25 protein-coding genes are annotated in these 24,045 nt (G+C 64.3%); 12 read left to right on the forward strand and 13 right to left on the reverse strand.

The window, feature by feature from the left end; genetic code table 11:
• On the forward strand, positions 1-276 hold a 276-nt coding region (locus ABT070_RS44335; RefSeq protein ID WP_351768826.1), incomplete at its 5' end, for an IS3 family transposase.
• 28 nt (positions 277-304) lie between these two features.
• Here ABT070_RS44335 and ABT070_RS44340 read toward each other — a convergent pair.
• The gene (locus ABT070_RS44340) at positions 305-544 is read right to left on the reverse strand and encodes a transposase (RefSeq protein WP_351768828.1); all 240 of its coding nucleotides are present in this window, start codon (positions 542-544) and stop codon (positions 305-307) included.
• Between the two features lie 310 nt (positions 545-854).
• Between ABT070_RS44340 and ABT070_RS44345 the strand changes: the two genes are divergently transcribed.
• Positions 855-1,481: a sigma-70 family RNA polymerase sigma factor gene (locus tag ABT070_RS44345; protein WP_351768830.1), complete on the forward strand. Its 627-nt coding sequence runs from the start codon at positions 855-857 to the stop codon at positions 1,479-1,481.
• On the forward strand, positions 1,478-1,834 hold the full coding sequence (locus ABT070_RS44350) for a hypothetical protein (RefSeq protein ID WP_351768832.1): 357 nt from the start codon (positions 1,478-1,480) through the stop codon (positions 1,832-1,834). The genes ABT070_RS44345 and ABT070_RS44350 overlap by 4 nt, the downstream gene beginning before the upstream one ends.
• Positions 1,835-1,936: 102 nt before the next feature.
• Here ABT070_RS44350 and ABT070_RS44355 read toward each other — a convergent pair whose 3' ends face one another.
• Together ABT070_RS44355 and ABT070_RS44360 are read right to left on the reverse strand one after the other, a co-directional pair.
• Positions 1,937-2,647 carry an anti-sigma factor gene (locus ABT070_RS44355; protein WP_351768834.1) on the reverse strand — a complete coding sequence of 237 codons (711 nt, stop codon included), beginning with the start codon at positions 2,645-2,647 and terminating at the stop codon, positions 1,937-1,939.
• Positions 2,644-3,204 carry a sigma-70 family RNA polymerase sigma factor gene (locus ABT070_RS44360; protein ID WP_351768835.1) on the reverse strand — a complete coding sequence of 187 codons (561 nt, stop codon included), beginning with the start codon at positions 3,202-3,204 and terminating at the stop codon, positions 2,644-2,646. Before ABT070_RS44360 ends, ABT070_RS44355 begins: the two co-directional genes overlap by 4 nt.
• 587 nt (positions 3,205-3,791) lie before the next feature.
• Between ABT070_RS44360 and ABT070_RS44365 the strand changes: the two genes are divergently transcribed.
• Positions 3,792-4,982: a peptidoglycan recognition protein family protein gene (locus ABT070_RS44365; protein WP_351768837.1), complete on the forward strand. Its 1,191-nt coding sequence runs from the start codon at positions 3,792-3,794 to the stop codon at positions 4,980-4,982.
• 380 nt (positions 4,983-5,362) lie between these two features.
• The gene (locus ABT070_RS44370) at positions 5,363-5,902 is read left to right on the forward strand and encodes a sigma-70 family RNA polymerase sigma factor (RefSeq protein WP_351768839.1); all 540 of its coding nucleotides are present in this window, start codon (positions 5,363-5,365) and stop codon (positions 5,900-5,902) included.
• Here ABT070_RS44370 and ABT070_RS44375 read toward each other — a convergent pair.
• From ABT070_RS44375 to ABT070_RS44420, 10 genes are all read right to left on the reverse strand, one after another.
• Entirely contained in the window at positions 5,876-6,910 is a 1,035-nt protein-coding gene (locus ABT070_RS44375; protein WP_351768841.1) for a DUF418 domain-containing protein, read from the reverse strand. The genes ABT070_RS44370 and ABT070_RS44375 overlap by 27 nt on opposite strands.
• Positions 6,911-7,136: 226 nt before the next feature.
• Complete coding sequence (locus ABT070_RS44380) at positions 7,137-7,679, reverse strand: DUF4913 domain-containing protein (RefSeq protein ID WP_351768843.1); 543 nt, start codon at positions 7,677-7,679, stop codon at positions 7,137-7,139.
• Positions 7,680-7,776: 97 nt separating this feature from the next.
• Positions 7,777-9,486, reverse strand: coding sequence for a type IV secretory system conjugative DNA transfer family protein (locus ABT070_RS44385; protein WP_451102974.1), 1,710 nt, complete (start codon positions 9,484-9,486; stop codon positions 7,777-7,779).
• A 47-nt stretch (positions 9,487-9,533) separates the two neighbouring features.
• Positions 9,534-10,955 (reverse strand): putative type IV secretion/conjugal transfer ATPase, encoded by a 1,422-nt coding sequence (locus ABT070_RS44390; RefSeq protein ID WP_351768870.1) that lies wholly within the window; start codon positions 10,953-10,955, stop codon positions 9,534-9,536.
• A gap of 107 nt (positions 10,956-11,062) precedes the next feature.
• On the reverse strand, positions 11,063-12,556 hold the full coding sequence (locus ABT070_RS44395; protein ID WP_351768846.1) for an SCO6880 family protein: 1,494 nt from the start codon (positions 12,554-12,556) through the stop codon (positions 11,063-11,065).
• A 143-nt stretch (positions 12,557-12,699) separates the two neighbouring features.
• Positions 12,700-13,773: a hypothetical protein gene (locus tag ABT070_RS44400; protein WP_351768848.1), complete on the reverse strand. Its 1,074-nt coding sequence runs from the start codon at positions 13,771-13,773 to the stop codon at positions 12,700-12,702.
• 1 nt (position 13,774) lies between these two features.
• A complete protein-coding gene (locus ABT070_RS46375; protein WP_502990203.1) occupies positions 13,775-14,545 on the reverse strand; it encodes a DUF8175 domain-containg protein in 771 nt (256 codons plus the stop codon).
• Positions 14,546-14,562: 17 nt separating this feature from the next.
• A complete protein-coding gene (locus ABT070_RS44410; RefSeq protein WP_351768852.1) occupies positions 14,563-14,829 on the reverse strand; it encodes a hypothetical protein in 267 nt (88 codons plus the stop codon).
• A gap of 87 nt (positions 14,830-14,916) precedes the next feature.
• Positions 14,917-15,192: a hypothetical protein gene (locus ABT070_RS44415; protein ID WP_351768854.1), complete on the reverse strand. Its 276-nt coding sequence runs from the start codon at positions 15,190-15,192 to the stop codon at positions 14,917-14,919.
• On the reverse strand, positions 15,189-16,004 hold the full coding sequence (locus ABT070_RS44420; RefSeq protein ID WP_351768856.1) for a DUF6668 family protein: 816 nt from the start codon (positions 16,002-16,004) through the stop codon (positions 15,189-15,191). The genes ABT070_RS44415 and ABT070_RS44420 overlap by 4 nt, the downstream gene beginning before the upstream one ends.
• 432 nt (positions 16,005-16,436) lie before the next feature.
• Here ABT070_RS44420 and ABT070_RS44425 point away from each other — a divergent pair, with 432 nt between their 5' ends.
• The 7 genes from ABT070_RS44425 to ABT070_RS44455 all read left to right on the forward strand — a co-directional run bounded on the left by ABT070_RS44425 (position 16,437) and on the right by ABT070_RS44455 (position 23,583).
• Positions 16,437-17,183: a transglycosylase SLT domain-containing protein gene (locus ABT070_RS44425; RefSeq protein WP_351768858.1), complete on the forward strand. Its 747-nt coding sequence runs from the start codon at positions 16,437-16,439 to the stop codon at positions 17,181-17,183.
• 5 nt (positions 17,184-17,188) lie between these two features.
• Entirely contained in the window at positions 17,189-18,346 is a 1,158-nt protein-coding gene (locus tag ABT070_RS44430) for a hypothetical protein (protein WP_351768860.1), read from the forward strand.
• A 205-nt stretch (positions 18,347-18,551) separates the two neighbouring features.
• Positions 18,552-18,977 carry a hypothetical protein gene (locus ABT070_RS44435; protein ID WP_351768861.1) on the forward strand — a complete coding sequence of 142 codons (426 nt, stop codon included), beginning with the start codon at positions 18,552-18,554 and terminating at the stop codon, positions 18,975-18,977.
• Positions 18,978-18,998: 21 nt separating this feature from the next.
• Positions 18,999-20,000: a M23 family metallopeptidase gene (locus tag ABT070_RS44440; RefSeq protein WP_351768863.1), complete on the forward strand. Its 1,002-nt coding sequence runs from the start codon at positions 18,999-19,001 to the stop codon at positions 19,998-20,000.
• A gap of 372 nt (positions 20,001-20,372) precedes the next feature.
• The gene (locus ABT070_RS44445) at positions 20,373-21,254 is read left to right on the forward strand and encodes a hypothetical protein (protein WP_351768865.1); all 882 of its coding nucleotides are present in this window, start codon (positions 20,373-20,375) and stop codon (positions 21,252-21,254) included.
• 141 nt (positions 21,255-21,395) lie between these two features.
• On the forward strand, positions 21,396-22,439 hold the full coding sequence (locus ABT070_RS44450) for a trypsin-like serine peptidase (protein ID WP_351768866.1): 1,044 nt from the start codon (positions 21,396-21,398) through the stop codon (positions 22,437-22,439).
• Between the two features lie 733 nt (positions 22,440-23,172).
• On the forward strand, positions 23,173-23,583 hold the full coding sequence (locus ABT070_RS44455) for a transposase (RefSeq protein WP_351768868.1): 411 nt from the start codon (positions 23,173-23,175) through the stop codon (positions 23,581-23,583).
• The last annotated feature ends 462 nt before the right edge of the window (positions 23,584-24,045 follow it).

The following is a 24,045-nucleotide window of genomic DNA, read 5'->3' on the forward strand; positions in this document are numbered from 1 at the left end:
ATCCATGGGGTCCGTCGGGGACTCGTACGACAACGCTCTCGCGGAGAACCTCTGGATGCTCATCAAACCGAATGCATCCGCGGCCGCACCTTCACCACGAGGGCCGAGGCCAACCTCGCGCTCTTCGAATACATCGACGGCTTCCATAACTCCCGGCGCATCCAGGAACGGCTCGGCTTCCTCAGCCCGATCGAGTTCGAGGAGAAGCACTACGCCGAGCAGGCGACGGCCGAACCAACGAATCTGAACACCCATCAACCCCTGCTGACCAGCTGATCAGCACCTCCCGCATGACGGGGGAACCTCAGATACGTTTGCGGGCCGCAGCAAGTTCGGACTGGTCAGTGCTGTTTGTGCCGGGCAACTGCCCCGTGTCGATGAGGTGCTGGCGTCGCCAGACATAAATCGTCTGGTCGCTGATACCGAGGAGCCGGGCGACCACGGCGGCCTTCCTTCCGGATGCGATGAGATCGAGAACCTTGCAGCGGAACTCGGGCGGATAGCTGCAGGGCATCACGGCCTCCGAAGATTGCTGGATCGTCAATTGTCCAGCAACCTGACTTCATCAGAACCGGGGCATACCACTCCATCAGACCCGGAGCGGTTCAGACTGCCTCATGATGCTGAGGTCTACGGCTGCGTGGGGTCGCTTGTTCAGGTCGCTCAAGCTCACCGGTATCACCTGTATACGAGGGGTAGGTAGAGGTGACGAGACTGGGCAGTAGCTTCCTGAGCGTTGGCCTTCGGCGCCATAGACAAGTCATCAACGCAACGTATACGCCCCGGATGGTTGTCTTGAGCGGGAGATGGCTCCTGCCGAACCTTGTGGACGCCTCACGGCTGATGCCGTGAGGATGCACCGCAACTCATCATGCGATGAGTTGGGTTTCGGTTCGCCGATATTCTGCACCAGAAAACCGGTCACGATGAATACGCTTGACAATGCTATCGAAAATCCGGCTCCCGGCTCCGACTTGCTGGAAAACCTCATTACCGAGCACTCTCGGGCCGTAGTCGCCTACGCTACGAAGATCCTACGCGACCAGCATCTTGCCGAGGACATCGCACAAGAAGCGTTCATTCGTGCCTGGCCGCACGCCGAGCGACTCTACTCCAAGGCTGGCTCAATCCGTGGATGGCTGCTGACTGTGACCCGTAATCTGATCATCGACCGGTCACGCAGCTCGGCAGTGCGCAACGAGGTGTTCGGAGCCAGCAACATGCCTGGACCGAGTGACGGGGAGACAACTCTGCCAGATCACGCGGAATCCATAGCCACTACCATGCACACCCTCGCTCTGCTAAACAACCTCACCCGTGAACACCGAGAGGTGGTTCTGCATATTTATGTGTTTGAACACAGCGTGCGAGAGGTAGCCGAACTGCTGAGCATACCGGTTGGCACGGTAAAATCACGCCATCATTACGCGCTTAATGCCCTCAGGTCAAGGCTTGGTGGCGATAGCAGCCTGGCTGCATGAAGCCTGTATCCAGTGTAGTGATCCAAATCGGCGCTGGAGCCGTTAGTTCTCATATGTACCGCATGGAATGGACCCAACTCATCGATCTGCTGCTCCGCCGACGCGTGGCTGCTTCCCAAGAGCGCCAACTCGCAGCTGAGGCTTCGGCCCATGACGTGCAGCGAGCTCGGGCCGCCGCCGAGGCTGCGGTGTCGCGTGCGGTGCGACGGGGTGAAGGCGTTGTTCTCGTCGCCGACGTGGTGCGGCAGGCCGAGGAGCAGTTTCTACTTCGCCTTTCAACGCAGACTGCTGCCCAAGTCCTCGACCAGATTGCCGCGCGACATGGCCTCACGTCCGACGCGGCGGATCGCTGAGCTGCACCGCAGAGAGACATGGCTATGGCCGCCCCTTAACCAGAGGGCGGACTCTGAAGTTCACCCACCAGAGCCGGCGGGACGGCGCCTTGTATTTTGGTATCAGGCTGCCACCTCCACATATTCTCTCCCTTGATCGTTTTCTACCTTCACGGAGCGCACCTGCTCCACGGGGACAGCCGCGAAACCCACGAGTTGCGGTCCTTGCTCATGGCTTCCCGGTTTCAGCTCAGCTACTACCCAACTGCCGGCGATCTCCCGCTCGCCGGACCGGGACACCACGATCAGCCGACACTTTTCGCCGGGCTGAAGACCGGTGACTGCTGCGCTGACCCGGACCCATCCAGCGGCGGGTGTCAAAGTGACCGCCATCGTGGCCTTCGTAACCGCGTCCGTCGCTGATGCCGTCACTACTCCTTCCCCGGATGCGGAAGCGGACCGAGAAGCGAGTACATCGGGGGCCGTCTGGGCCTTGCCTACAACAAAGCCGCCACCGAGCAACACACCAGCCAGGGCTGCGGCGACGAGAACAGTCAAGAGGGTTCGGCGCCGCTGGCTGACCGCGGCCTCCTCCCGGACTTGCCGCAGCGTACGCTGAAGCAACAGTTCGCCGCCGTCTGGTGGTCCCTCCAAGAAGAACTCGAGCGGCACCTCCCCGAGTTCGGCTTCAAGCGCCCTCAGATCAGCCAATTCCACTTGGCATACCTCGCACCCCTCGATCTGTTGCTCAAGCTTGGACCGCTCATGGGTATCGAGAAGGCCCAGTGCATGGGCACCGAGGAGTCCGCCATGGGAGTGCTCCTGCGTGGTCACACGGCCACCTTTCGAAGCTGAACGTCGCTACCGGGCTTTACCACATATACCTTACGGAGGGCCTTCAAAGCGTGATGAGCCCGTGACTTGACGGTACCTTCCGGGATACCGAGCCGTACGGCCGCAGCGGCGGCAGTGCGCCCGTGATAGTAGACCTCCATGAGAACGTCCCTGTGATCGGGCGTCAGCTGGGCGAGTGCTTCCATGAGCACGATGGAGTCGACGACATTCTCTGCATGGTCCTGCTGGACTGGCACCGTAGCCTCGCTCTCCCCCACCTCCGTCGGCCGGGCAGCCTTGGCACGATAGCGATCCGCCACGAGGTTCCGCGTCACTGTGATGAGCCAACCCCTAAGTGAGCCCTGGGGGTTGGAGACCACCTCAGGATGGCGCCAAGCACGGATAAGCGTCTCTTGCACCACGTCTTCCGCAATCAGGCGGTCCCCCGTCAGACGTGTCGCGTAGGCCAACAGGGCTTTGCCGTGCTCCGCGTAGAGAGCCCTGATGACTGCTTCGTGACTTGTGGCCTTTGTGGCACGCGGCCGCAGGATCGCCATTCACTGTCTCCCATGTGTCCCCGTAGCTTTGCTAGACACATCGAGCTGCGCTCCTCAGGGGTTCAATGTGTTCCCGTGATGTAGATCACTGACCTACGTCCGGTCAGGTGATGGGCTCTGAAAACTGACGACAAGCTCGCTAGAGCAGCTAAGACTGTCTTAGCTTCAGCGGTTGCCAGGGCTATTCCCTGATGATGCCGTGGCCCGCTCCAACCGTCGGATCGGATGCGGGCCACGGCTTTCCCTCTTCGCTCCAGGGAGAGCAGGAGCGGGGCTGGATGCCGTTGAGCGCGCCACCGTCCGCTACGGGGGGTCCGGCCAATGGTGTGCTTCGGCGAACCTGGCATCCACCCGCTACTACGGGTATCGGGACCCTGGCGGTTCGATTCTGGACCGAGCAGACTGGAAAGTCGCGACTTGGCTGATAAAAACCACCCTGACCAATACGGGCCGTTGGTGCAGTCCTCGGAACGCCAGGTCGCCATGGGTTTGGGTTCGGTCACAAGTCTCCCCGCGGAAGAAGAGTGAACTCAGGTTCCGCACCGCTCCGTAGGTGTCGGTACAAGCAGCCGATCTTGACGGAGCGCATGGTGAACAACGGAAACTTCCCACGCCGACCGTACGTGGAGCGTGGGGTACCAGCGTCCCGCCGGCGCTTCCTCGCGGTGCTCGGAGTTGCTTCTGCCGGACTACCGCTGCTCGGCGCATGCGAAACGAGCACGCGGACCGCAGCGGGGCCGCCGGGCGGCGGCACGCTGCCGAAGGTCCTGGCGTCGCGGGTGCCTTCGCCGGGGCGCACGGTGAAACGGACTTCGTTCCCGCTGACCGCCGTTAGCCTCACTTGGACCGGCCCTCCGCGCGGAGTGCGGCTACGGCTGATCGATCACAGTGGCAAGCCCGGTGTCTGGCAGGACGTAACCGCCGGGTGTCCGTGCGGCAAAGACGGCAATATCGTGCACACGAAGGCAGCCGCCCCGCTGAACCGGGCACTCGTGCCAGCCCACAGGAGTTACGGCTATCAGCTCGACGTTGACCCGGGTGTCAAGGTGACCGAGGCGGTCGCCATCGACTCCAGCAGCCTCGGCCAGGAGCAGCGCAGCGCGCCATCGGGCACTCCGCCCAAGTCAACAGGTATCCCCGTGGACCCGGCGACAGCCTTCCCGCCAACGGACTTGATCTACCGGGTGGACTGGGGCGCCGACGAGACAAAACGGTTCACTGCTGACGGCCAGGAATCCTCGCCCACCCGCTTCTCCCGCGCACAGAACATCACGGTGCACCACACAGCCACGCTTCTGGACGATCCTGACCCCGCCGCCACCGTGCGCGCCATCTATGAGCAGCACGCAGTGTCCAACGACTGGGGCGACATCGGCTACAACTTCCTGATCGACTACCAAGGACGCATCTATGAGGGGCGCTACAGCGGGATGGACGGAGTGCCTGCGCACAACGAGCGTGACGAGGTCGTGACCGCGTTCCATACCTTCGGTTTCAACCCTGGAAACATCGGAATCGCGCTGCTCGGGGACTTTAGTAAGGAAAAGCCCTCGGCTCGGATGCACGATTCCCTGGTCCGGCTGACCGCCTCCCTCGCGGTCCTGCACCGACTAGATCCGCTAGGTGACATCACCTACCGCAGCATCACAACCGGCAAGTCCACCAACGGACGGGCCCTGGGCGGCCACCGGGACTGGACATCCACAGAGTGTCCGGGCAGCAACGTCTACTTGGACCTTCCCGCAGTGCGTCAGCAGGCGGCTCGGCTCACCCGCTGAGCAGCGTCTCAACCTCTAGCTTCCGTCCTAAAGGTATGCAGGCCATCTGACGGTGTACCTCACGTTCACCGCTTGTGCGCGGCGTGACGCAACCGCCGAAGCTCGCCAAGCGACACCATCCGCGTCGCCGAAAGGCGACGCAAATCAGGCATCGCCGCATATCTCGGAGAGCGCCCCGCGTGCTCGTGCCGCAACTGGCCGGCCGTCCGGCCCTTTCCACCCTTCTCGTCCGCCATTCCCGGATCGGCGGTCTCGCTCCGCCGTTCCTCAGACGCGCCCTGTACCTGCGGGGTTGCGTCACGTGACGTCCAGGCGCGGTGGTGCGAGGTTCACCGTCGTCCATCGAAACGTCGCCGGGCCGACACATCCTAGGAGCGAACATGAGTTGGACATTCATGGGGTCCGACGGCATGACTCAGGCGACCACCGAGGAGGACCGTGCCGACCACCGATCCCAGGTCCTCGCCCTGCACTCGTATGTCAGCCGCCTGCTGCGGGGCGATCCAATCCAAGCCGAGGACATCGTGCAGGAGACCTTACTGCGGTGCTGGCGCACCTACGGGAGCATCGGGGACCGCGTACTGCGTCCCTGGCTGTTCACGGTCGCGCGGAATCTTGTCATCGACAACTACCGCAGTGCGAAGACACACCCGCAGGAGGTAGGGAGTGAGACATGGCATGAGTATGACCTGGCCGAATGCAGCCCAGAGGAACGGACGTTGACGGCGATGGTGGTTCGCGAAGGCCTGGCTACCTTGTCTCCTGCTCACCGGCAGGCTCTGTTCGAGGTGTACTACCGCGGTCGCACTCTGGAAGAGGCCGCTCTCGTCCTGGGTGTTCCGAAGGGAACCCTCAAGTCGCGTCTTCACTACGGCTTGTTGGCCCTGCAGAAGTCACTCACGCACGTGTACTCCGATTGATCGCTCCCGGTATGCCGCCCGCCCCTCGGTGACACGACGCAGTACCGCTTCCGCCGGCCCATAGCGAACGTCGGCCAGGTAGCGAGCGGTGAAGCCAAGTTGAGCTGCCCAGAGGGCCACGCAGCCGCAGGACAGCGCAGCTGGCCCCACGGTGCCGTAGCGAGCGAGGCCGTGGCCGGTGAACAGAAGTGCCAGGACAGCGGACTGGAGCAGGTAATGCGTCAGCGACATCCGGCCGGCTAGCGTCAGGGCGCGGGCGAACCTTACGCAGTACCCGCCGCGCAGCAACGCCAGCAGTAATGTCGCGTAGGCTGCTGCCAGAACGGGGGCGGTGAGGACGTCGACGGCCTGGCCGAGGTAGTAGTACTTTCCGTCGAACGGCCCGTTCGTGCACATTGCCGTCAGCACCCCACCCGGCAGACCTACCACAAACCCAGCCGTGAGCACACGCCGACGTACGGGGGCATTGGCCGAGGCGTCCACACGATTCAGCCACCCCTGCCGACCCGCAGCAAAGCCGGTCAGCATAGCCGCAAGAATATGCGGGCTGTAGAGCAGCGCGCCGATGAGTGCTTGCCGGTACGAAGCCAGGTTGGCCCTGATCACCATGAGGGAATCGCCTCGGTACTGTGCGGTGCGTTGCGCCTCCGCCGTCTCTGTGAGGACATGCCCGGCGTTATCCGTCTCGAGTGCCAGGATGCCGGCGATCAGAAGGACGGCGGTGAGGAACACCAACAGTGCCGCCGCCGTCCATAGCGCAGCCCGGGGGCTCAGCCTCCGGGCTGTGAACAGGATCAGTCCGAGGAAGGCGTAGGTCATCAGAATGTCGCCGGGATAGAGCAATGCTGCGTGCGCCAAACCGAGCAGAAACAGGCCGAGCAGTCTGCGCGCATGGAGCCAAGCGAAGGGAGTTCCGTCACGTTTCGCGGCAGCCTCCTGGAACATGAAGCTGTACCCGAACAAAAATCCGAAGAGTAGATAGAACTTCGTCGTGAACAGTGCGGTCAACAGCCACGCCGCTCCCCTGTCCCACGGCGCTGTTCCCGGTCCTTCCGCCAGGCTGTATGCCCCCGACAGGCTCAGGGCGTTCACCAAGACGATGCCGAGTAGCGCAAATCCCCGTAGCGCGTCAATCTGAGGGAGCCGGGGTACCCGTGCGTGCGGCACTACTCCGTCGGGGCCCATCAGCACCTTTCCTTGAGGTCCAGGACGGACGTTGTCGGCGGGGCGAGGTCTACGTCGTTGGTGCCAGGGCGTCGGGCTCCTCGATCGGAGGCGCAGACTTTGGGCGGTGCTGGCCCGGTTTGCAACCTGCGAAGATGGACGTCGGGTCACGCAGCGCGCCCATCACCGGGGTCAAGAAGTCCCGGTGCCACATTGCGGGTCCGGTCAACGGCGCGCTTTCCCCGGTTAGCTCCTGCCAGGCCATCCACAGGCCGTAAAGCTGTGCGACGGCTTCCAAGTGTTCGTACCAGCGCGGGCACCAGGGAGCGGTGGATGAGAGCTCTCGGCCATAGACCGGCAGCAGCAGCCCATGCACCCAGAACGTCAAGTTGTCGAGTGCATCGCTGAACTCTTCATCCGACTTGTAGAGGATGAAATGCGGGCCAAGAGAAGGTGCGGGAGTCTGTGGGGCGGGGGGAGGCGGGGCCTGCACGCCCTCGGTACGTGCGTCAGTGACGTCACCCTCCGGCGTGGGCGCAGAGACGTTGTCCCCATCAGCCAGTGCTGCGGTTCCGTCGTCTTCCCGCACAGCGGCCATCTCGTGCGCTGCCACCTCCCCCTTCCTCGCGATCTCTCCGGGTGGCGCCGCCCGCACCCATCCCCCCGTATCTGTCTCGGGAGCCGGCACGGCTTCCTCGCCTGCGACCGCGTCAGTGTTCGATTCCATGTCCCGTCCACTTCTGTGCGGCGCGTCGGGTGATGGCGTCAGCCTCAGCCTTGGCGGCGGCGGAGATGAGCGCCGCGCCTGGCTCCTTGAACCAGGGACGAAGGCGGATCATGGCAGGCTTGATCCCTGTGGCCAGGAGAAGAGCAGTGCCTTTGGGCAAAGCACGGATACGGTCGGGCGGAAGTATCGGGTCGAGCCGGTATGAGGTTGAGCGCGAAGTGCCGTCCTTGCTGCGGGAAACACTGACCGTGCTCACGTCCTGCTGACCCACAAGCTTCGAGACCTTATCGACGAAATCGGCGTCGTCGAGTCCCGCCCCGAGGAGTTTAATGGTGGCGGCGCTCCACAGCGCATCCATACCCGCCTCGCCCCACACCCGGCTGCCCTGCCGGTAACTCTGCAGCAGGGTAACGACGTTGATGCCCCGGGATCCCAAGTGGCTGTAGAGATCTGGGAGATCAGAAATGCGGCATACGTTGGCGGCTTCGTCGAGGACGGCTGTCATGGGCGGGTCGAGACGTCCACCCATGCGTTCGGCCGCCATCACCCCGGCACGCATAGTGCCGTCGGCGAGTCCGGCAACCACTCCCGCTGCGGAGCCGCCACCGTCCTTTGACAGAAGGTAGAGGGTGTCACGGGTCAAGACGTGCTCGTGCGGTCGGAACTCCGGAAGGCCAGGCTGAGGGGTGACCCAAGCGACAATCTCGGGATCCAGGAGACAGGACACGCATTGACGGGCGGTTTCATAGATACCGTCGCGAGTTTCAACCGCGCCTCGGACCGTGCCCTGGAGCTGCTCGGCGAAAGCGTGCATGCCCATGTCGCGCAGCAGGTCGATTGGGGTGCGGTCGGCCGGGTCAGCCAGCCAGGCGAGGAGATCGGTGACGTGCCGCTTCCCGCCAGCGGCTGCATGGAACAGGGCAGTGAGAGTGTTCTGAGCAGCGGAGATCCAGAAGTCCTTCTTAGAGGAGTCGTCGTTGACCGAGGCCACAAAGTGACCGGCGAGACGGCGGGCGCCCTCGATGGTGGCGCAGTCGGCCAGCATGTCCCACCACATCTCGCGGGGAGCATGCGCGATTGCCTGTGGATCGAAGGTCCACACGCGGCCGACCTCGGTACGAGCGGCACGCGTGACGGCGTAGACATCGGACTTGTTCGAAGTGAGCAGGACGGCGCCGCGAGCGCGCAGGACGCGAGGAATAGCGATACCGGTCGATTTGCCCGCCCGGGGGGCCATAAGGTCGAGTTCAACGTCCTCGAAGGAGGAGCGCAGTTCAGGCCCGTTGGGTTCGAGGTTGCCGAGGAGGTTGCCGGTGTCGTCAGCGTCAAGCTCTTTGATGCCCTTGAGTGAGGGGCGCAGTTCACGGGCTCGAGCGGCGATGCCCTGCGGAGCCAGTGCCGCAAGTTCGCGAACGCCAGCAAGTCCGGAGGAAGGTCGCGTACGCCCCTGTACGACGTTGAAGAGGACGACAATGGCTGTGAGAACGGCGGCAAGGGCGACTGTGATGCCGCTGTAGACCGCCAGTGGCGAGGCGTCTGGCCAGGTCTTCCCTGCTCCGTGAGCGGCAAGTTCGGTGAAGGTTGACAGGGCGAACGGCGGAGGGTTCCAGCCAGCGCCAGTGAGGGCGGTGGCGGCCGTGGCGCCGATCCAGACGGTGCCGGAGAGGAGCAGGGCGGTGGCGGCCACGGCCACGATAGCCCATGGGGCGATTTCGTTGCCGGTGGGGCGGGGGCGGGCCGTCACGCAGTGTGCCCTGACTTGGTGAAGGGCTGCGGCGCCCCCGCAGCCCAGCGGCTGTTGGTGTCGTGCAGGTCGCGCTCGGTCTGAGTGATGGCGACCTTGATGGGGATGCCGGGGCGGCCGCCGACCTTGATGAGGAACCGGCCGCGCCCAGGCGGTTCCTCGTGGCCGCCGGTGACAGCCCAGCCGGGTGGCGAGGACCACGAGGAGACAAGGTCGATCTCGCGCTCGGACAGGCCGACAACACGGCCAAGCTCTTCCATCTCGGTGCGCGGCAGCCCTGCGCAGACAACCATGCCGGCGCGTTCGACGAAGCCGCGTGCCTTGGCCCGGTCAGATTCGCTGCCGAGAGCCTCGGCGTCCTTCAGGGTGTGGGTGATTTTGGCATCGCCAAGACCAAGGGAGCGGTTGAGGCGGGTGAGGGCGTCGATGCGATCGACGATGCCGGAAGCTGCGCGCAGGGGGCGCCAGAGTTCGTCAAGAACGGTGAAGTACCAGCGGCGGGGGGCGAGTCCAGCATCGGCGAGAGCGTGCGCTGCGGCGACTGTGCCCAGGCCGTCGGACCATGCGGCGAGCATGGCTGCGGCGGTGAGCTGAGTGTCGGATTCGCCGATGCGTGAAATGTCGATGCACACGGCGGGGGCGGCAGGATTGATCCGGGTGGAGGTGTGCGAGGAGAAGGTGTCGCCCAGGGGGCCGTCGAGGATGCCGAGCAGTGAGCGGTGCAAGGGGTCGACCGCGTCGCGGTATCGGGCGTCGTCGCCGCGGTCCAAGGTGACGGAGCGGACTCGGTCGGGTCCGTCGTGAAGCACCCTGAGCAGGTCGGGCAACAGGGGCGCGCGGCCGGCCGGGGTGCGTTCACGCAGATGCTGTAGAGCTGCGGCGAGGACGGACTGTTCGTGGTCGTCCATGGGGCGGCTGCGGACAACGGAGATGAGGGCTGCAACCATATTGAGCACACGGCCGTGTGCCTCGGCGGCCAGGCTCTGTCCTGCGGTGCCGCCGAGGCGAGCGGCGGCGGCACCCATGGCTCCGGGGTCGAGGATGTTGATGCCGCCAACGCCACGTCCGATGGAGATGACCTGCCCGCCGAGCGCACGCACGGTATCGGCATAGTCGGGTTTGAGGTCGCCGAGAACGAGGGGGACCACTCCCGTGGCGGCGAGGCCGATTAGCATCCGGTTGATGAGGGTGGATTTCCCGAGGCCGGGCATTCCGAGCATGAACAGGGAGGGGTTGGAGATGTAGCGGGCGCGGGTGAACCAGGAAATGGGGTCGCCGCATACGGTAGCGCCGGTCGTCATGTGCTGGCCGAGCGGCACGCCCGTCATGGGCGAGCCCGAGCCGGCGGCAAAGGGCCAGAGTCCGCACGCCTGTACCGTCGTGGCACGCCACATGGTGGGCGGGTCAAGGTGACCGATCTCGCCGCCGCCAAGCCCGGGCCAGCCGCGGGCTCCGGGGAGCGGCGTTCGTGCGCTCTGAAGTGGTGCGGATCGATTGCGGCTTGAGGACTGGTGGCCGTTGCGTGTCACAGTGCCTCCTGGAGAGCCTGTGGTACGAGGGTGTGCTCCCAGGGCAGTACGCCAAGGGGGAGAGTGCAGGTGAAGGCTGCGGCCTGCATGCGGTCGGCCGGGCGCAGCGAGAGCCGTGCGGCGGCTTGGAGATTGCGCACGGTGACGGTTGCGTCGGCGAGTTGTTCCGCGGTGTCGACGGTGACGGTGACCATCAGGGAGAATTCCACAAGCCCGGCGCCGGCGGCCTCCTCTGCTGCCGTCTGTTCTGCGGCGCGTATTTCAGAGGCAGCGCGGGCTTGCACCATGCCTTTGCCCGAGGTGGCCATGAACTGAGCAGCGCGGCGGTCGGCTTCTACGATGCGGGCAGAGGTCGCGGGGTCGATGGGGCGGTATACCAGGGCGACCCGCTTGCGACGTGTGTTGGGGGCGGCCTCGAGGAGCCCGCGGAGCACGCTGGAGCGGACGGTGCCACGTGGGGCCAGGGTGAGCATCCAGGTGCGTGAGACGCCGGAGTCGTGCTGGTAGGAGCCGACGGTCTCGACGGCCGCGGCAGGTCCGGTGTCCTCCCAGACCAGTCCGGTGCCACCGTGGCGGGCGCGGGCGTTGAGGACGTCGCCGGCGATGTCGGGATCGTAGGCGACACGCACCATTTCGGAGATGCGTTCAGCAGACATCGGTGCAGCGGAGCCAGCGCCGGCCTCGACCAGGCCGCTGAGGAGTCCGGGGATTCGCATTGCCAGTTCAGTGACGATCTCTGCTTTTTGACGCTTCTGGCCGGGGAGTACTCCGTAGGTGAGTGCTATGTAGGTGTTCATTTCAGAGGAGGCGGCAGGGTATCGCTCGACCACTTCGCGCATCACAGCTTGGGCAGCGGCAGGGGCGTCTTCCTTGATTCTGGGCAGGACTTCGTTGGCGAGTCGGGTGCCGGAGTCCGGAGCGGTCTCTACAACCACGCAAGCTCCGCGCAGTTGGGGTTCTTGGGAAAGCCGAGCAAGCCAATGCCCCCAGGCGGCAACCCATACGTCGGTTTGGTCAGGGTCTACGAGAGAGCCGCCGTCGGGTTCGCAGCTCAGCACGATGGTGTAGGTATTGCGGCCAGGATGGTGCAGGACACCGAAGGAGCGGTCGTAGGCGTCGCGTCCCTCACTCATGGTGAGTCGGCTGAGCAGGCCCGGCGGGCCGAAGCGTCCACCGGGTCGGGTCGACAGCGGGCCGCTGATGTAGAGATGAGCGCCTTTGGAGCGGCGGCGAAGCCACCCGACGCGCAGTGCGAGCAGTTGGTACGCGTTGCGGCCGTCCTGGGTGCGGATCATCAGCGGCACGACGAACATGGCAAGGGGGAACAGTACGAACAGGGCTGCAATGAGGGAGACCAGAGAGACAACAAGGGTGAGCACCAGCCCACCGAAGACCGCGAACGTGCCGATCAGCCCGAGGGGGCCGAGTCCGGGGCGTCGGGGGCGACGCCAGTTCCCGTATGTGGGATGGGCATTCGTATCCGTCGACATGAGGGTTCCTGAAAGAGAAGAGTTGAGTGCAGGTGCGAGCGCGGAGGGATCTGCTGAAGTGGGGGCGACATGCTCGGGACGCTGACGTGTTTCGGTGTTCAGGTGGTGTGCTGTGGGCCGCGCGCTCGCTCACTCAAGCCGTGTCACCGGTTTTGTCCCCGTTCACCGTCAGCGCCTTCAACCGCGCCGGCGGCTACCCGCCCGACGAACTGGCCCGCACTCACTGCGGCTGATGCGGCGGCACCGACGGGACCGGCAGCCGCGCCGAGAGTACCGGCAGCCGCGCCGGAGGGTCCCGCAGCGCCGGGCATTCCGCTGGGTCCGCCAGAGGAAGTCCCGCTGCCGATGGACTTGGCGCCTGAAGCCAGTGCGCCGACCGCCGCACCCGTGCTGCCCGGTGCGCCGCTGCCGAGCGCGGCCGTAGCTGGAACGACTAGCTTGAGCAACGCTGGCAATGCCAGTGCCGAGAGCATCAGGACCCCGATGCCGGCGATCTTCTCGTGGATGCCGCTGTCGCCATTGTTGGAGAGCATGGCGGACCCAGCGAAGATGACAAGTCCGGCAGCGGGCTTGTAGAGCAGCCAGGCAACCATCCAGCCGATGTGCTTACGCCACCAGCCACCGCCCCAGTTGGTCATGGACGCGGCGGCGGCCACAGGCAAGGTGCCGAGCAGAATTATCATGACGCCGAGCCTGATGTAGAGCAGTACCGTCTGCACGATCGCGGCGATGAGCAGCAGGAATGCGAGAATCAACAGCAGTACTGGGGGGATGCCGTCAGCGCCGCTGCATCCGACCGCGGTGAGCTGCTCTTGGGCACCCTTGGCGAAAAGGTGGTCGGCGTATCTGTCGGAGAGGCTGGCCAACGCGGTTACCACGGCGGTAGCGCCGCCGGCCACAAGGATGACTCGCACGAGACCTCTGAGCGCGACGGCGCCCGCTTCACCACGTCGCTCCAGCGCCATGCGTCCGGCCGCAAAGATGAGCGAGCCGACGGCGGTGTAGACAACGATCCATTGGGTCTGCTGGTTTACCTGGTTGGAGGTTCCGTCGGAGACCAGGGTGGGGATTCCGGTGGTGAGGTCGCCGAAAACTGCGATGGCGCTTGCGAGCACACTGTTGGCGATGGTGTCCAGAATGGTGCCGATGGGGTCTCCGAGGAAATCGAAGAAGCCTTTGACGAAATCTCCAGGTCCGCTTCCTGTTTCGCAGGCCATTTCACACCTTCCAGAGCACGAAGCCGTCGGTGTTGTTCACCGCTGCCACTTCGGTGTGCAGTCCCCCGTCGTTGGCGGGTTGGATTTTCCAATCTCCGCCACTCCATGCCATCTGGACGGAGGTGGTGTAATAGGGGCCTTCCGGGCTTTTGATCAGTACATCGACTGTGGCAGCCTTCGGGCTGTACTTAGCCAGCAGGAACCCGGTGTAGGTGCCGTTCCTGCGGTTCTTAAGGCGGGTGTCGGAGAACGAGCCGCGCTGGGAAACGAACAGGTCGCGTCCAAAACCTGCGACGACCTGGTCACGGGTGACCGCACGCCAGTCGGGCGATGTCATCTGGGCGGGGATGACATGGGCCGCCAGTACCGCACCCATCGGGGTATGGGCGAAGCACCACCGTATTGGTCCGGTCTTCTGGGTGGGTCCGGCGGTAGCGGAGACCGGGACGCTTGTGCCGCCAAGGGTCTGCCAACGCAGATCGGTGGGGGGTGCTTCCGGAGTGGCGGCGCTGTCGTCGTCGGTGGAACAGGCGGCGGGTCGCTTGGTGTCTGAGAGGGAACCGGTCAACGGCCCTGGTGCGGAGGCTGTTTGAAGGAGCGGCGGAGTGTTGGTGCGGGTGGCGAGAGTCACGAGTGACAGGACGAGGGCTGCTGCGAGAAAGCCAGCAGCAAGTAGCCACCCTCGTTGCCTCCAGAAGGGGATGAACGGGTCCTCGCCCTTGTCCTGCGACGGGGCGGGCAGAGGCCCGCCGGGGTCGGCTGAGGTGGACATAAGCGTTGTCCTCCGTCTCAGTTGAAAACGAACTGGACGAGGGGGCCGGCGGTGGCGACCAAGACACAGCCGCCAAGCACCATGCCGAGCCTGCTCATGTGTTCCGAGCTTTCGCCGCGCTTCACGGAGATGGCCATCATCGCGCCGGTCACCAGCACTCCGGCCACGCCAGCCGCGGTACCGGCCCAGGCGGCGATACCGAGGACAAGATCGATTTTCTCGGTGAGGGCCGCAGGCGCCTGTCGCTGCGGGTCGGGTACGGCGGCGGCAAGAAATCCAAGCATGATATTTCTCCTGAAGAGCAGTAAGAAAGAAGTGGGAACAGAACCCCGAGGAGCGTTGTCAGCCGCAGGGAGCCGGATTGTTCCTGGTCACAGGCCCAATGGGCCGAGGAACTGCACGATCGGCCCGGCAGTCGTTGCAAGCACGCATCCACCAAGCACAAAGACAAGGCCTCGCGCGAGCGCAGCGCCTTCACCAGGTTCGCCGCGATGGAGCTGGAGAGCCATGAGGATGCCCGTGATGAGGATGCCAGCGACGCCAGCTGCTGAGGCGCACCAGGCGAGAATGCCGAGCAGGAAATCGGCGTCGGCGCCGGGGTCAAAAGTGGCGGCGAGGGCCGTGGGAGCGGCAGGGTCGGGGATCACGATCCGTCCTTCGGTGCGTGTGAGGCAGAGGTATTGGGAGGTTCTGATCGGGACAGGGAATCGGGTCGGACGGAATCCCCGATGCGGTCTGTATTCCGGGAATTCGGCGGGATGAGCGCTGCGAGGTCAACGACGGCCCGAGGCGCCTTAGGCGCTGGCCTGCCCACCCTCCACTGAGCAATCCACGGGATGTTGAAAGTGCGTACAGCGGCGCGCAGTACGCGTACCCGGCGCCATAGTTCGGGTGGGAGCCGGCCGGGTGCATCGGCCACCAGGACGAGCGCCAGGAGCTGAAGGCCGGCGGGATGCCGGCCGGTGCGCAGGGAATCCAGGGCCTGGGAGGCAGCCTGGAGACCTGCTAGGTGTGTTCGGGCCAGAAGCAGCATGTCGCCAGGTTCGTCCTGGCTGATGTCCGGCCAAGCGTGGCCGACGTCGACACCGCCGAGCGCCGCTGCGAATGTGCTCGCCCCGGCTCCACCGTGGGCGCCGACCCAGCTGATGCCGGCGGGGGATGAGGACGACCGCTGCCGGGGCGCCGTGGGCGGAGCCTGAACGATGGCGGCAGGCACGGACAACACGGTGGTGACCGGAGCCTCCTGCACTACGGCAGGCGGCTCCTGAGGCGCGGGGCCCGGTGCGCGGGCAGCTGCATCCGGGGCGGGCCATCCGAGCGGCTGGGGGGCGGTCTGCTCAGCAAGGTTGGGCGGATCCTGCGGGGGACGCTCGAACGGCCGTGCCGTGGTGGGCTGTCGTGCTGACACCGGGCCGCGAATCCACAAGTCCGACGGGGGCTGTACCTCTGATCCGCTCATCCTGTCCCACTCCTCACTTCCGCACGGGCGTTCGGGCGTTCGGGCGCACCGAGCACCCGATCAGTGACGGCGGTTGGGGGAGCCCGAGGGCATGCGTTAACGGATGGCGCTCCCGCATGTAGTCAGCGCGGTTCCGGATCCCGTCGCCCCACACGCACGGGTCGCCAGAGGCGCCCAGAGAGGGTCGCCAGCCTCCGTGTGCTCCCCATCAAAGCGACCTACGTCCCAAGCCAGATGACAGTTCACTCCCGAATCCGATTGATCGAACTTGAACTGCGCGGGTGCCATCGGACGTTGCTGAGCACGAACGGATCCGCGCCCCGTCCCGGCCCGCGGGAAGCGCGCCTCATCGCGCAGGGACGGATGTCGGGAGAGGTGGGAGCGGTGAGCGGGAACTCGGTTGAGTCCGGGGGGGAAGGGGGCCCCGAAGGCATGGGGACTGGGGTGAAGGCCGCTGCGGCCGCGGGCGGTCTGGGATGCCTGCTGGCCCCGGTCGCCATGACTGTCGCGATCTCATCTGTATTCGTGATCGGTGGCTTCGGCGTGCTCTTCGCGCCGCTGATTTCCCTGATCCTCTTCTTCACCGGCGGAGGCGGGGCCAGTGGTGGGAGCAGCGGGGCCGGTGAGCTACCCGACCCCGGCCAGATCGCCAGTATCATCCAGGGCGACGGCAGCGGGGAGCTCGACCCGAAGTCGGTGCCGGAGGGGCTGGCCGATCCCATCACTGAAGCAGGCGGGCTCTGCCCCGGCATAGGTCCGGTCGTCATAGCCGCCCAGATTGATCAGGAGTCCGGCTTCCAGAACACTGTGACCGGCCCCCAGGGCGAGCAAGGTGTGTCCCAGCTGCCGCCCGAGGTGTTCACCCGCTTGGGTAAGGACGATGACAGCAACGGTCAAACCTCCGCATTGGATGCCGCCGACTCCGTCCTTGCTCAAGGCCGCTTCATGTGTGAGCTGGCGGATCAGGTACGGCCGTTGGCGAGCGCTGAACCGCTGAACGACATGGTGAGCCTGACCTTGGCCGCCTACGACGCCGGCTTGGATGCCGTACGCGAGGCGGGCCGCGTTCCCAGGACCAACGACTCTCAGCAGTACGTCATCGCGGTCCGGGCGAAGTTCGCGATCTACGAGGGCGCGGTACCTGCGTTGCCGCCCGCCCAAACCACCGAAGGACAGTGAGAGCCATGTTCGGACTGGATCAGCGTGGCACAAAGCCTGCGCCTACCACCGAGGCCGTCGCGACGCTAGGAGCCGAAACCCAGGTTGCGCAGGAGGGGAGCTCCGAGGGCGCCCGGTACTCGGTCGTGATCGCTGCTGACGGTATCGTGAAGGTCGACGATAGAGTAGTCGCGTCGGCCGCCTCGATCGACACCGCGCAGACCGCCGTGCTCGACTATCTGCATCAGCAGGCGCTGACCGTGTCCGCGCCGGTGGAGGCGTCGGTCCTGGACCAGCAGCGACGTACCATCCTAAGCATCCGAGTACGGGAAGACGGCTCGAGTGAGCTGCTGGCGGACCCGGTTTCATTGACTCCCGCTGAAGCCCCGCCGCTCCTACCACCCTCACCCCCCGCAGTGCCTCCGACTCTGTCGCCGCTGATTCAAGCGGATCGAGTACCAGGTGCGGAGATTGAGCGGAGTGCGCAGGCGGAGGAAACGGCAGGAGGGAGTACACGCCAGGACCAGGAGACTGCCGTGCTGACTGTCATCAAGGCGTCGAAGCTGGATGACGCAAGTCCCGAGGCTATGGCGGATCTTGCGGGGCGTCCTGAGCCCGGGCCGAGTCGGCTGCAGCCGCCGGAGCGGGCTCCTTTGGCTCCCCTGTCTCGGCTTGCCGACGAGCCGCAGGCGTCGGCCTCGTCCCCCGGATCCCTTCCCATTCCAGAGGAACTGGCTGCAGGAGTAACACTGGTCTGCGAGACCGTCACCAGTGGGGAACTGACGCTGGCTAAGGTCCAGGCGTCCGCGCTGGAGCGGCAGGCAGCACGCCGCTTCGGGCAGGAGCACTATTACACCCTGGAAGCCCGCGCCCTGGAAGCGTATGTGGCTCACCTACTGGGTGATCACGCGACAGCAGCAGCGCTCGCGCTCCACGTGGCTGAGGTACGGCATCGACAAGGCGACAGCCGTGTCCACGATGACGTCAAACGTGCCGCGATCTGCTGGGAGTTGCTGGCATCACCGTTCGCTGCTGTTCCACTCGGCAAGCGACTGCTCTCGTTGTGGAAGCTGGTCGGTGTGCCTGAGGACGGTGAGCGCTACGCAGCAGCCGAGCGGCGCTTGGCAGTGCTGTCCCGCATGACTCCCCCAGCTTTCGCCGCCGCCCTCGGGGGAATTTTCTGAACCGCTGATCGAGTACGAACATTGGCAGGATCAGGCCCTTCGCATGTTGCTCCGAAGCCACTTCGGTGAAGAATTCGACACCTTTGAAGGTAAGAAAATGACTCACATTCAGAAAGCAGACTACGCGGCAACATGGTTGATGACCTATCTTGGCCCGGCGGTCTATGGAGCCGGGGTTCGCGGCCAGTTGAGTACCATGCGCTCCGTGAGTTTCATCGAGGAGGTCGCCCTTGAATCGCGTAGCAGTGAGGCGGGGCCAGCGAATCGGGCCGTAATCGGTAAGCTTCCTCAGCCGCCCCTCCAGCGAGTGAAGGTCCCGAGCGTGTTAACGAAGCCAAGCAGGGCAGTCGCTGTCTTTGCTGGGCCGAGCCGCCGACGCGACGTCACCCGATCGGTGGCCACTCTGAAGGAGCTCAGTGAGTTGAGAGGCGGGTTTAGCGTGACCAAGAGTCTAAGCGATCCCAGCATTGTTGATCATGTCGTAAAGCGCGACTGGGGTGCGGTCAGCAATATTTCCCCGCGAGCGGATCTACCAACACTGAGTCTGAAAAGGCTCAACATCGAGGTCAACGAGAAGCTTTCGTTTTATCCTCAGTCAAGCAACAGGGCCATACCGCCTCACGTCCACTGACCCCGGCTCCCAGAGACTCCCGTGGAATACTTCAGGAAACCGATAGAACCCGATTCTGACCGGAATCAGCACAATGATCAGCAGGACTATGATCCGGATCACGAATTCCTTGCCGGCGCAAACTTCGGCGAGACACGACGCTCACGCTTCCGCCTCCCCCGCGTCAGACGCACTCCAAGCGCCCTGACCTTCTCGTCCCGCCCACCGGACTCATCAAATTTATCCCTTCTGCCCCGCCTCGGCCGCGATAAGAAGGTTCTGGTGGCATTTGTTACTATATCAATTCTTATTGTCGGTTCGGTAGCTGGGTTTGCCCTGTCAGGGGGGAGCCGGACAGTCGCCGGTGACCTGCCCCCGTCGTCAACCATCACCACCTTCCCACCGTTTCCCACCGCGAGCGTGATGCCACCGCCAGACGCCGGCGAGCAGCCGGACGGCGGGGTGATCCGGGCTCCAGAATTGACAGATGACGAGGACGTCGATCCTGGCAGCGACGAGGACGACGGGGCGGTGGCGGCGCCGGAGGCGGAACAGCCAGATGCAGCGGCCCCCGCAGCTTCGCCTTCCGAGCAGCAGGACCGGGACGAGAGCCCGGGGGCAGAGTCAGGCCGCGCGGCCGGCTCGACGACCGCTCCGGTCCGCGGGTATGTCACCTCGGCCACCTATGGCCAAGCAGGAAACTGGTCCACAGGGCATCACACCGGTGTCGATCTTGCGGTACCGGTCGGCACTCCGGTGGTGGCTGTGCGAGCCGGGCTCGTGCTGATGTCGGCCACCGACGCCAGCTACGGTCACTACGTACTGATCCGGCACGACGAGCACGAGTTCACTCTGTACGCCCATCTCTCGCAGGGTCGTGTGGAGCAGGGGGCAACCGTAGCGGCTGGTCAGCAGATCGGCGCCTCTGGGGCTACCGGCAATGTGACCGGCCCTCATCTCCACTTCGAGGTGCGAACGGAGCCGATCTTCGGCTCGGACATCGACCCTGTGGCTTACCTGGCCAGTCACGGCGTTCGCCTCTGATCAGTGCCACTTCTCGACTCCTGTCAGCACACGGCCCCATTGCTCCATGTTTCACCCTCGTCTCTCATGAGTGGAGCACGGAACAGTGGGGCACCACATGTTCTCACGTGTTCGAGAAGTCACCCGATGCAGTCATAGTAACGGTTGGGTAAAGCACGCTTGGTTTTAGAACTGCTCGTACGGCGGGAACCGTGTTGGGGGTGTCAGCCGATCTGGAACCACTAGAACGGCAGTGCCACCTTCTACGGGGGTTCTCCCATGTATCGAAATCGCTTTGCCACTGTCGCCGCGACCGCAATGGCGGGTACCCTTCTCCTGTCCGCTTGCGGCGGCAGCGAAAACGAGGACGCCAGCGGGTCGGATAGTTCGGCCGTGGCGAATGAGGTCAACTTTAAGGACGGCACAGCCGAACAGAACAAGGCCGATATGACGACGGGCGATTTCGCCGCAAACGCGGCTCCCGCAAAGCAGGCCAGTCAGTCCAGCCCGGTCATCCGCAATTGGGTTCAACTCTCGGCCGCCGCTGCGGGAGATCTGGACCCCGTGGTAACCAATGCAGCCTCTTTCGTTCTTTACCGATTCGACAAAGACGAACCGGATAAGTCGAACTGCTTCGACGCCTGCGAGAAGACCTGGCCCCCCTACATGGTAAAGGCGGGCGGCAAGGTGTTCATCGACGGCATCAATAAGAAGGATATTGGCTTCATCCGCCGCGGCAATGGCTTTCAGCTGACACTCGGCAAGGCTCCCCTGTACCTGTTCAGCAAGGACGTGGCACCGGGCGACACCAATGGCCAGGGTGTAGGCGGTACGTGGTTTGGCGTGACGCCTGACGGCCAGCGGGCCGGCCAGGGCGGTGGAGATGCGCCCGAGCCCGAGATCGAGGATTCAGGAAACGGCGGCGGCACCGCCGAAGGCAACACCAGCGGAAGCGGGACGACGCCCTCCAAGTTGATCGAACGCTCCGAAGACGGTCGCTACAAGTTCGTTGACGACCCGAGTGACACCGAGAGCGCGGCTGGCACCGTCTCCGGGCGCGGGTGCAAGAACGTCTCCCTGGGCGGCGCCATCTCTGCGATCAGCCCGGATGACAGCCGGTCGGTGGGCAAGCCGATCAAGCTGTGGGACGGTCCGAACTGCACGGGCAAGTCGCTGCTGCTCGAGCAGGGCACCTCCTCGAACCTTGCCGCGCAGGGCTTTGACAACAAGACCCGCTCGGTCTTCATCGGCGAGTTCGCTTCCGGCACCCGGTAGACCTCGTTCTCTCGCCAGTTCCCTCCTCACACTAGGCCGCCTCTGCCGGGATGCACCGAGCCCGGCAGAGGCGGCCGCGCACTGGCGAGATCTACCTGTAGTCGACATCTACCGAACAAAGGAAAGAGCGGCGACAAAGAAATGGCGAAGATGCATCAGCAGAAAAAAAGGACGTTCACTTCGTTCAAAACCCTGCTGTACGCAGTGGCCGCCCTACTGCTCACAGCAACTGCGTGCCAGCAGCCGCCGAATGCAGTTTCAAATGTCGTCGAAAAGTTCAACGAACCCGAAACCTGGTCTTCGTCGGACATGTCAGGGGCCACCCCTTACGACATGGAAATGACTGACAGGACCAAGATTGATTCGCGTGTCTCCGACCCCGAACCTGCGGCCGTTCCCGCCCAACCGGAAAAAGCCCCCTACGTCGAGAACGCAGCCGTATTGGGAAAAGTATTCTTCGACACTCCTGAAGGTTCCCGCGTCTGCTCCGGCACCGCCGTCACCGACCCGGAAAACCCGGGTAGCTCAAGCCTAGTATGGACCGCGGGACACTGTGTACACAGCGGAGAAACAGGAATCTGGCACCGAAACATCGTGTTCGTTCCGTCGTACAACAACGAAGCACTCTCCGGGGTGAGCGGCACCGTCACGGAGGCACAACAGATCTCCCCCCTGGGTGTTTGGTGGGCCGATCGGGCAGGCGTCTCGACCGGTTGGGCTCGTGAGGGCAAAACGGTCGGCGGGGCAGGTGCAGCTTTCGACTTCGCTGTGCTACACGTCCGCCGCTCGGGAGACCCGTCTGCATCCCTTGAGCAGGTGATTGGCTTTGCGATCCCGGTAGACCTCGACGCGCCAGCCATCCCCGGCATACCCACTCTCAAGGTATGGGGCTACCCAGCAGAGACGCCCTTCGACGGTAGTCTGCTCTTCTCGTGCCAGGACCGGCCCGGCAGGCTGTCTCTCACCACGAAGGAACCCACACTATACAGAATTGGGTGCACAATGAACAGCGGCGCTTCTGGCGGGGGCTGGTTCATACCGCGGAGCGACGGTGTGTTGGAACTGGTCAGCAATACTTCGATCGGCCCAAGCGATGGCCGATGGCTCGCGGGACCCCGACTGGACTCCGAAGCGGGCAAGTTGCTCAGTAAAATCGGAGCGAAAGCGGATGACAACGCAAGCTAAATCCGACTTCAGAGATCGCATTTCCCCTTGAATTCACCTTTGATCAGAATTGATGCGCTGGTTTCAGACCAACGCTCGAGTAATCGTCGAGACTTGTGGATTGGTTGATCTCATTTTTGTTGTGGTGGGTTGATCGCAACGAGTTCAAGCACGAAGCTGTCGTCGTTCTCCAGGTAGGCGGCTTACTGATCGTTTCAGAATGCCGTCCTGCGGAGAGGCTGGCTGCCTCATGGAACAATCTCTTCAGCCACGGGCTCAGGGGGGATGACGCCGTATGGAACGGATAGGAGCTGTGCGAGACCTCGTGCTCGGTTACGTCCGCGCTCTGAACGCGATTGACGAGGCCATGAGGGTGGCGATCCCCTCTCTTTAGCGACTGGCAGATGTCCTCGGCCTGGCCCGTTCGCGCCAGGTCGGCCGGAGGGGCGCATCGGCACCTACTCCTACACCAGTTCATGGGGCAGGGGCGGGTGCTGCTTGCCTCCCGTCACGGCGCAGTCCTCGCTTCCACCGCCGCCATCAACCAGCTCGCGGCCCTGATCGTCTCCGCCCCGGACGAGCTCCGGGCCGAGCTGCGGAAGCTCAAACGCCCCGCCCAGATCGCCTACTGTGCTCAGTTCCGCGACCGCCCGGCCCAGGACCTTGAGCACCGGATGACGGCCCGGGCCATGCCCAGCGCATCCAAGTCCTGCAGGCCGAGGCCAAGGAACTCGAGAACGAGATCCTCGCCCTGGTGCGACAGCAGGACCCCGAGCTTCTCGGCTTGCTCGGAGTCGGACCGATCACGGCCGCCCAGATCTTGGTCAGCTGGTCTCACCAGGGACGATTTCGCTCGGAAGCCGCCTTCGCCTCCTCCACCGGTGTCTCGCCGATCCCTGCCTCGTCCGGGCTGACCAAGCGACACCGCCTCAACCGCAGCGGCGACCGGCAGCTCAACCGGGCCATGCACACGATCACCCTGATCCGGATGCGACTCGATCCCTCCATGAAGACCTACGTCGCACGCAAGATCGCCGAAGGGAAGATTTTCCGCGACGCCCAGCGATGCCTCAAGCGGGTGGTCTGCCGCCACATCTTCAAGATCCATGAGCCCGCCGACCGGAACCGACTCGACAACATCGAAGAACTCGCTCAAGCGGCTTGACACGACACAGCAGCCTCGGGGGGATGCGCAGTAAGACAGAAGTGATCACCCTCGACCTGGGCGTGAAGCCACAGGCTTCCTAAGAACCGCTCGCCTTGTCGCGGAAACCTCGTTTGACGGCTGGTTCTGCTGCACCGAAGAGGTGCCAGGAGCCCTCATCCCGGCAACAGTCGCGATCCCACGAAACGCCTTCAAAACCTGCTCACTCCACGTGCGCTGAAAGGCGTCGACCTCAAATCCGTCACCAGGCGTCCGCGCAAAGTCAGGGGTTGGAGGCTGAGGGGCTTCGCGCGGATTCATGAAGGTCGGAGACAGCGGAGGGACCTCCACCGACGGACGCCCCGGACCCGAACCCGGAACAACTGCCGTTGGAGGCTGAGGGGCTTCGCGCGGATTCATGAAGGTCGGAGACAGCGGAGGGACCTCCACCGACGGACGCCCCGGACCCGAACCCGGAACAAC

The organism is Streptomyces sp. NPDC002884 (assembly GCF_040295245.1).
GTDB lineage: Bacteria > Actinomycetota > Actinomycetes > Streptomycetales > Streptomycetaceae > Streptomyces.

Bases quoted from the DNA above. Each gene is read 5' to 3' on its own strand.
- ABT070_RS44345 (WP_351768830.1), top strand. From the start codon at position 855: ATGCACCGCAACTCATCATGCGATGAGTTGGGTTTCGGTTCGCCGATA.
- ABT070_RS44350 (WP_351768832.1), top strand. From the start codon at position 1,478: ATGAAGCCTGTATCCAGTGTAGTGATCCAAATCGGCGCTGGAGCCGTT.
- ABT070_RS44360 (WP_351768835.1), bottom strand. From the start codon at position 3,204: ATGGCGATCCTGCGGCCGCGTGCCACAAAGGCCACAAGTCACGAAGCA.
- ABT070_RS44365 (WP_351768837.1), top strand. From the start codon at position 3,792: ATGGTGAACAACGGAAACTTCCCACGCCGACCGTACGTGGAGCGTGGG.
- ABT070_RS44370 (WP_351768839.1), top strand. From the start codon at position 5,363: ATGAGTTGGACATTCATGGGGTCCGACGGCATGACTCAGGCGACCACC.
- ABT070_RS44395 (WP_351768846.1), bottom strand. From the start codon at position 12,556: ATGTCGACGGATACGAATGCCCATCCCACATACGGGAACTGGCGTCGC.
- ABT070_RS44400 (WP_351768848.1), bottom strand. From the start codon at position 13,773: ATGGCCTGCGAAACAGGAAGCGGACCTGGAGATTTCGTCAAAGGCTTC.
- ABT070_RS46375 (WP_502990203.1), bottom strand. From the start codon at position 14,545: ATGTCCACCTCAGCCGACCCCGGCGGGCCTCTGCCCGCCCCGTCGCAG.
- ABT070_RS44410 (WP_351768852.1), bottom strand. From the start codon at position 14,829: ATGCTTGGATTTCTTGCCGCCGCCGTACCCGACCCGCAGCGACAGGCG.
- ABT070_RS44420 (WP_351768856.1), bottom strand. From the start codon at position 16,004: ATGAGCGGATCAGAGGTACAGCCCCCGTCGGACTTGTGGATTCGCGGC.
- ABT070_RS44425 (WP_351768858.1), top strand. From the start codon at position 16,437: ATGGGGACTGGGGTGAAGGCCGCTGCGGCCGCGGGCGGTCTGGGATGC.
- ABT070_RS44430 (WP_351768860.1), top strand. From the start codon at position 17,189: ATGTTCGGACTGGATCAGCGTGGCACAAAGCCTGCGCCTACCACCGAG.
- ABT070_RS44450 (WP_351768866.1), top strand. From the start codon at position 21,396: ATGGCGAAGATGCATCAGCAGAAAAAAAGGACGTTCACTTCGTTCAAA.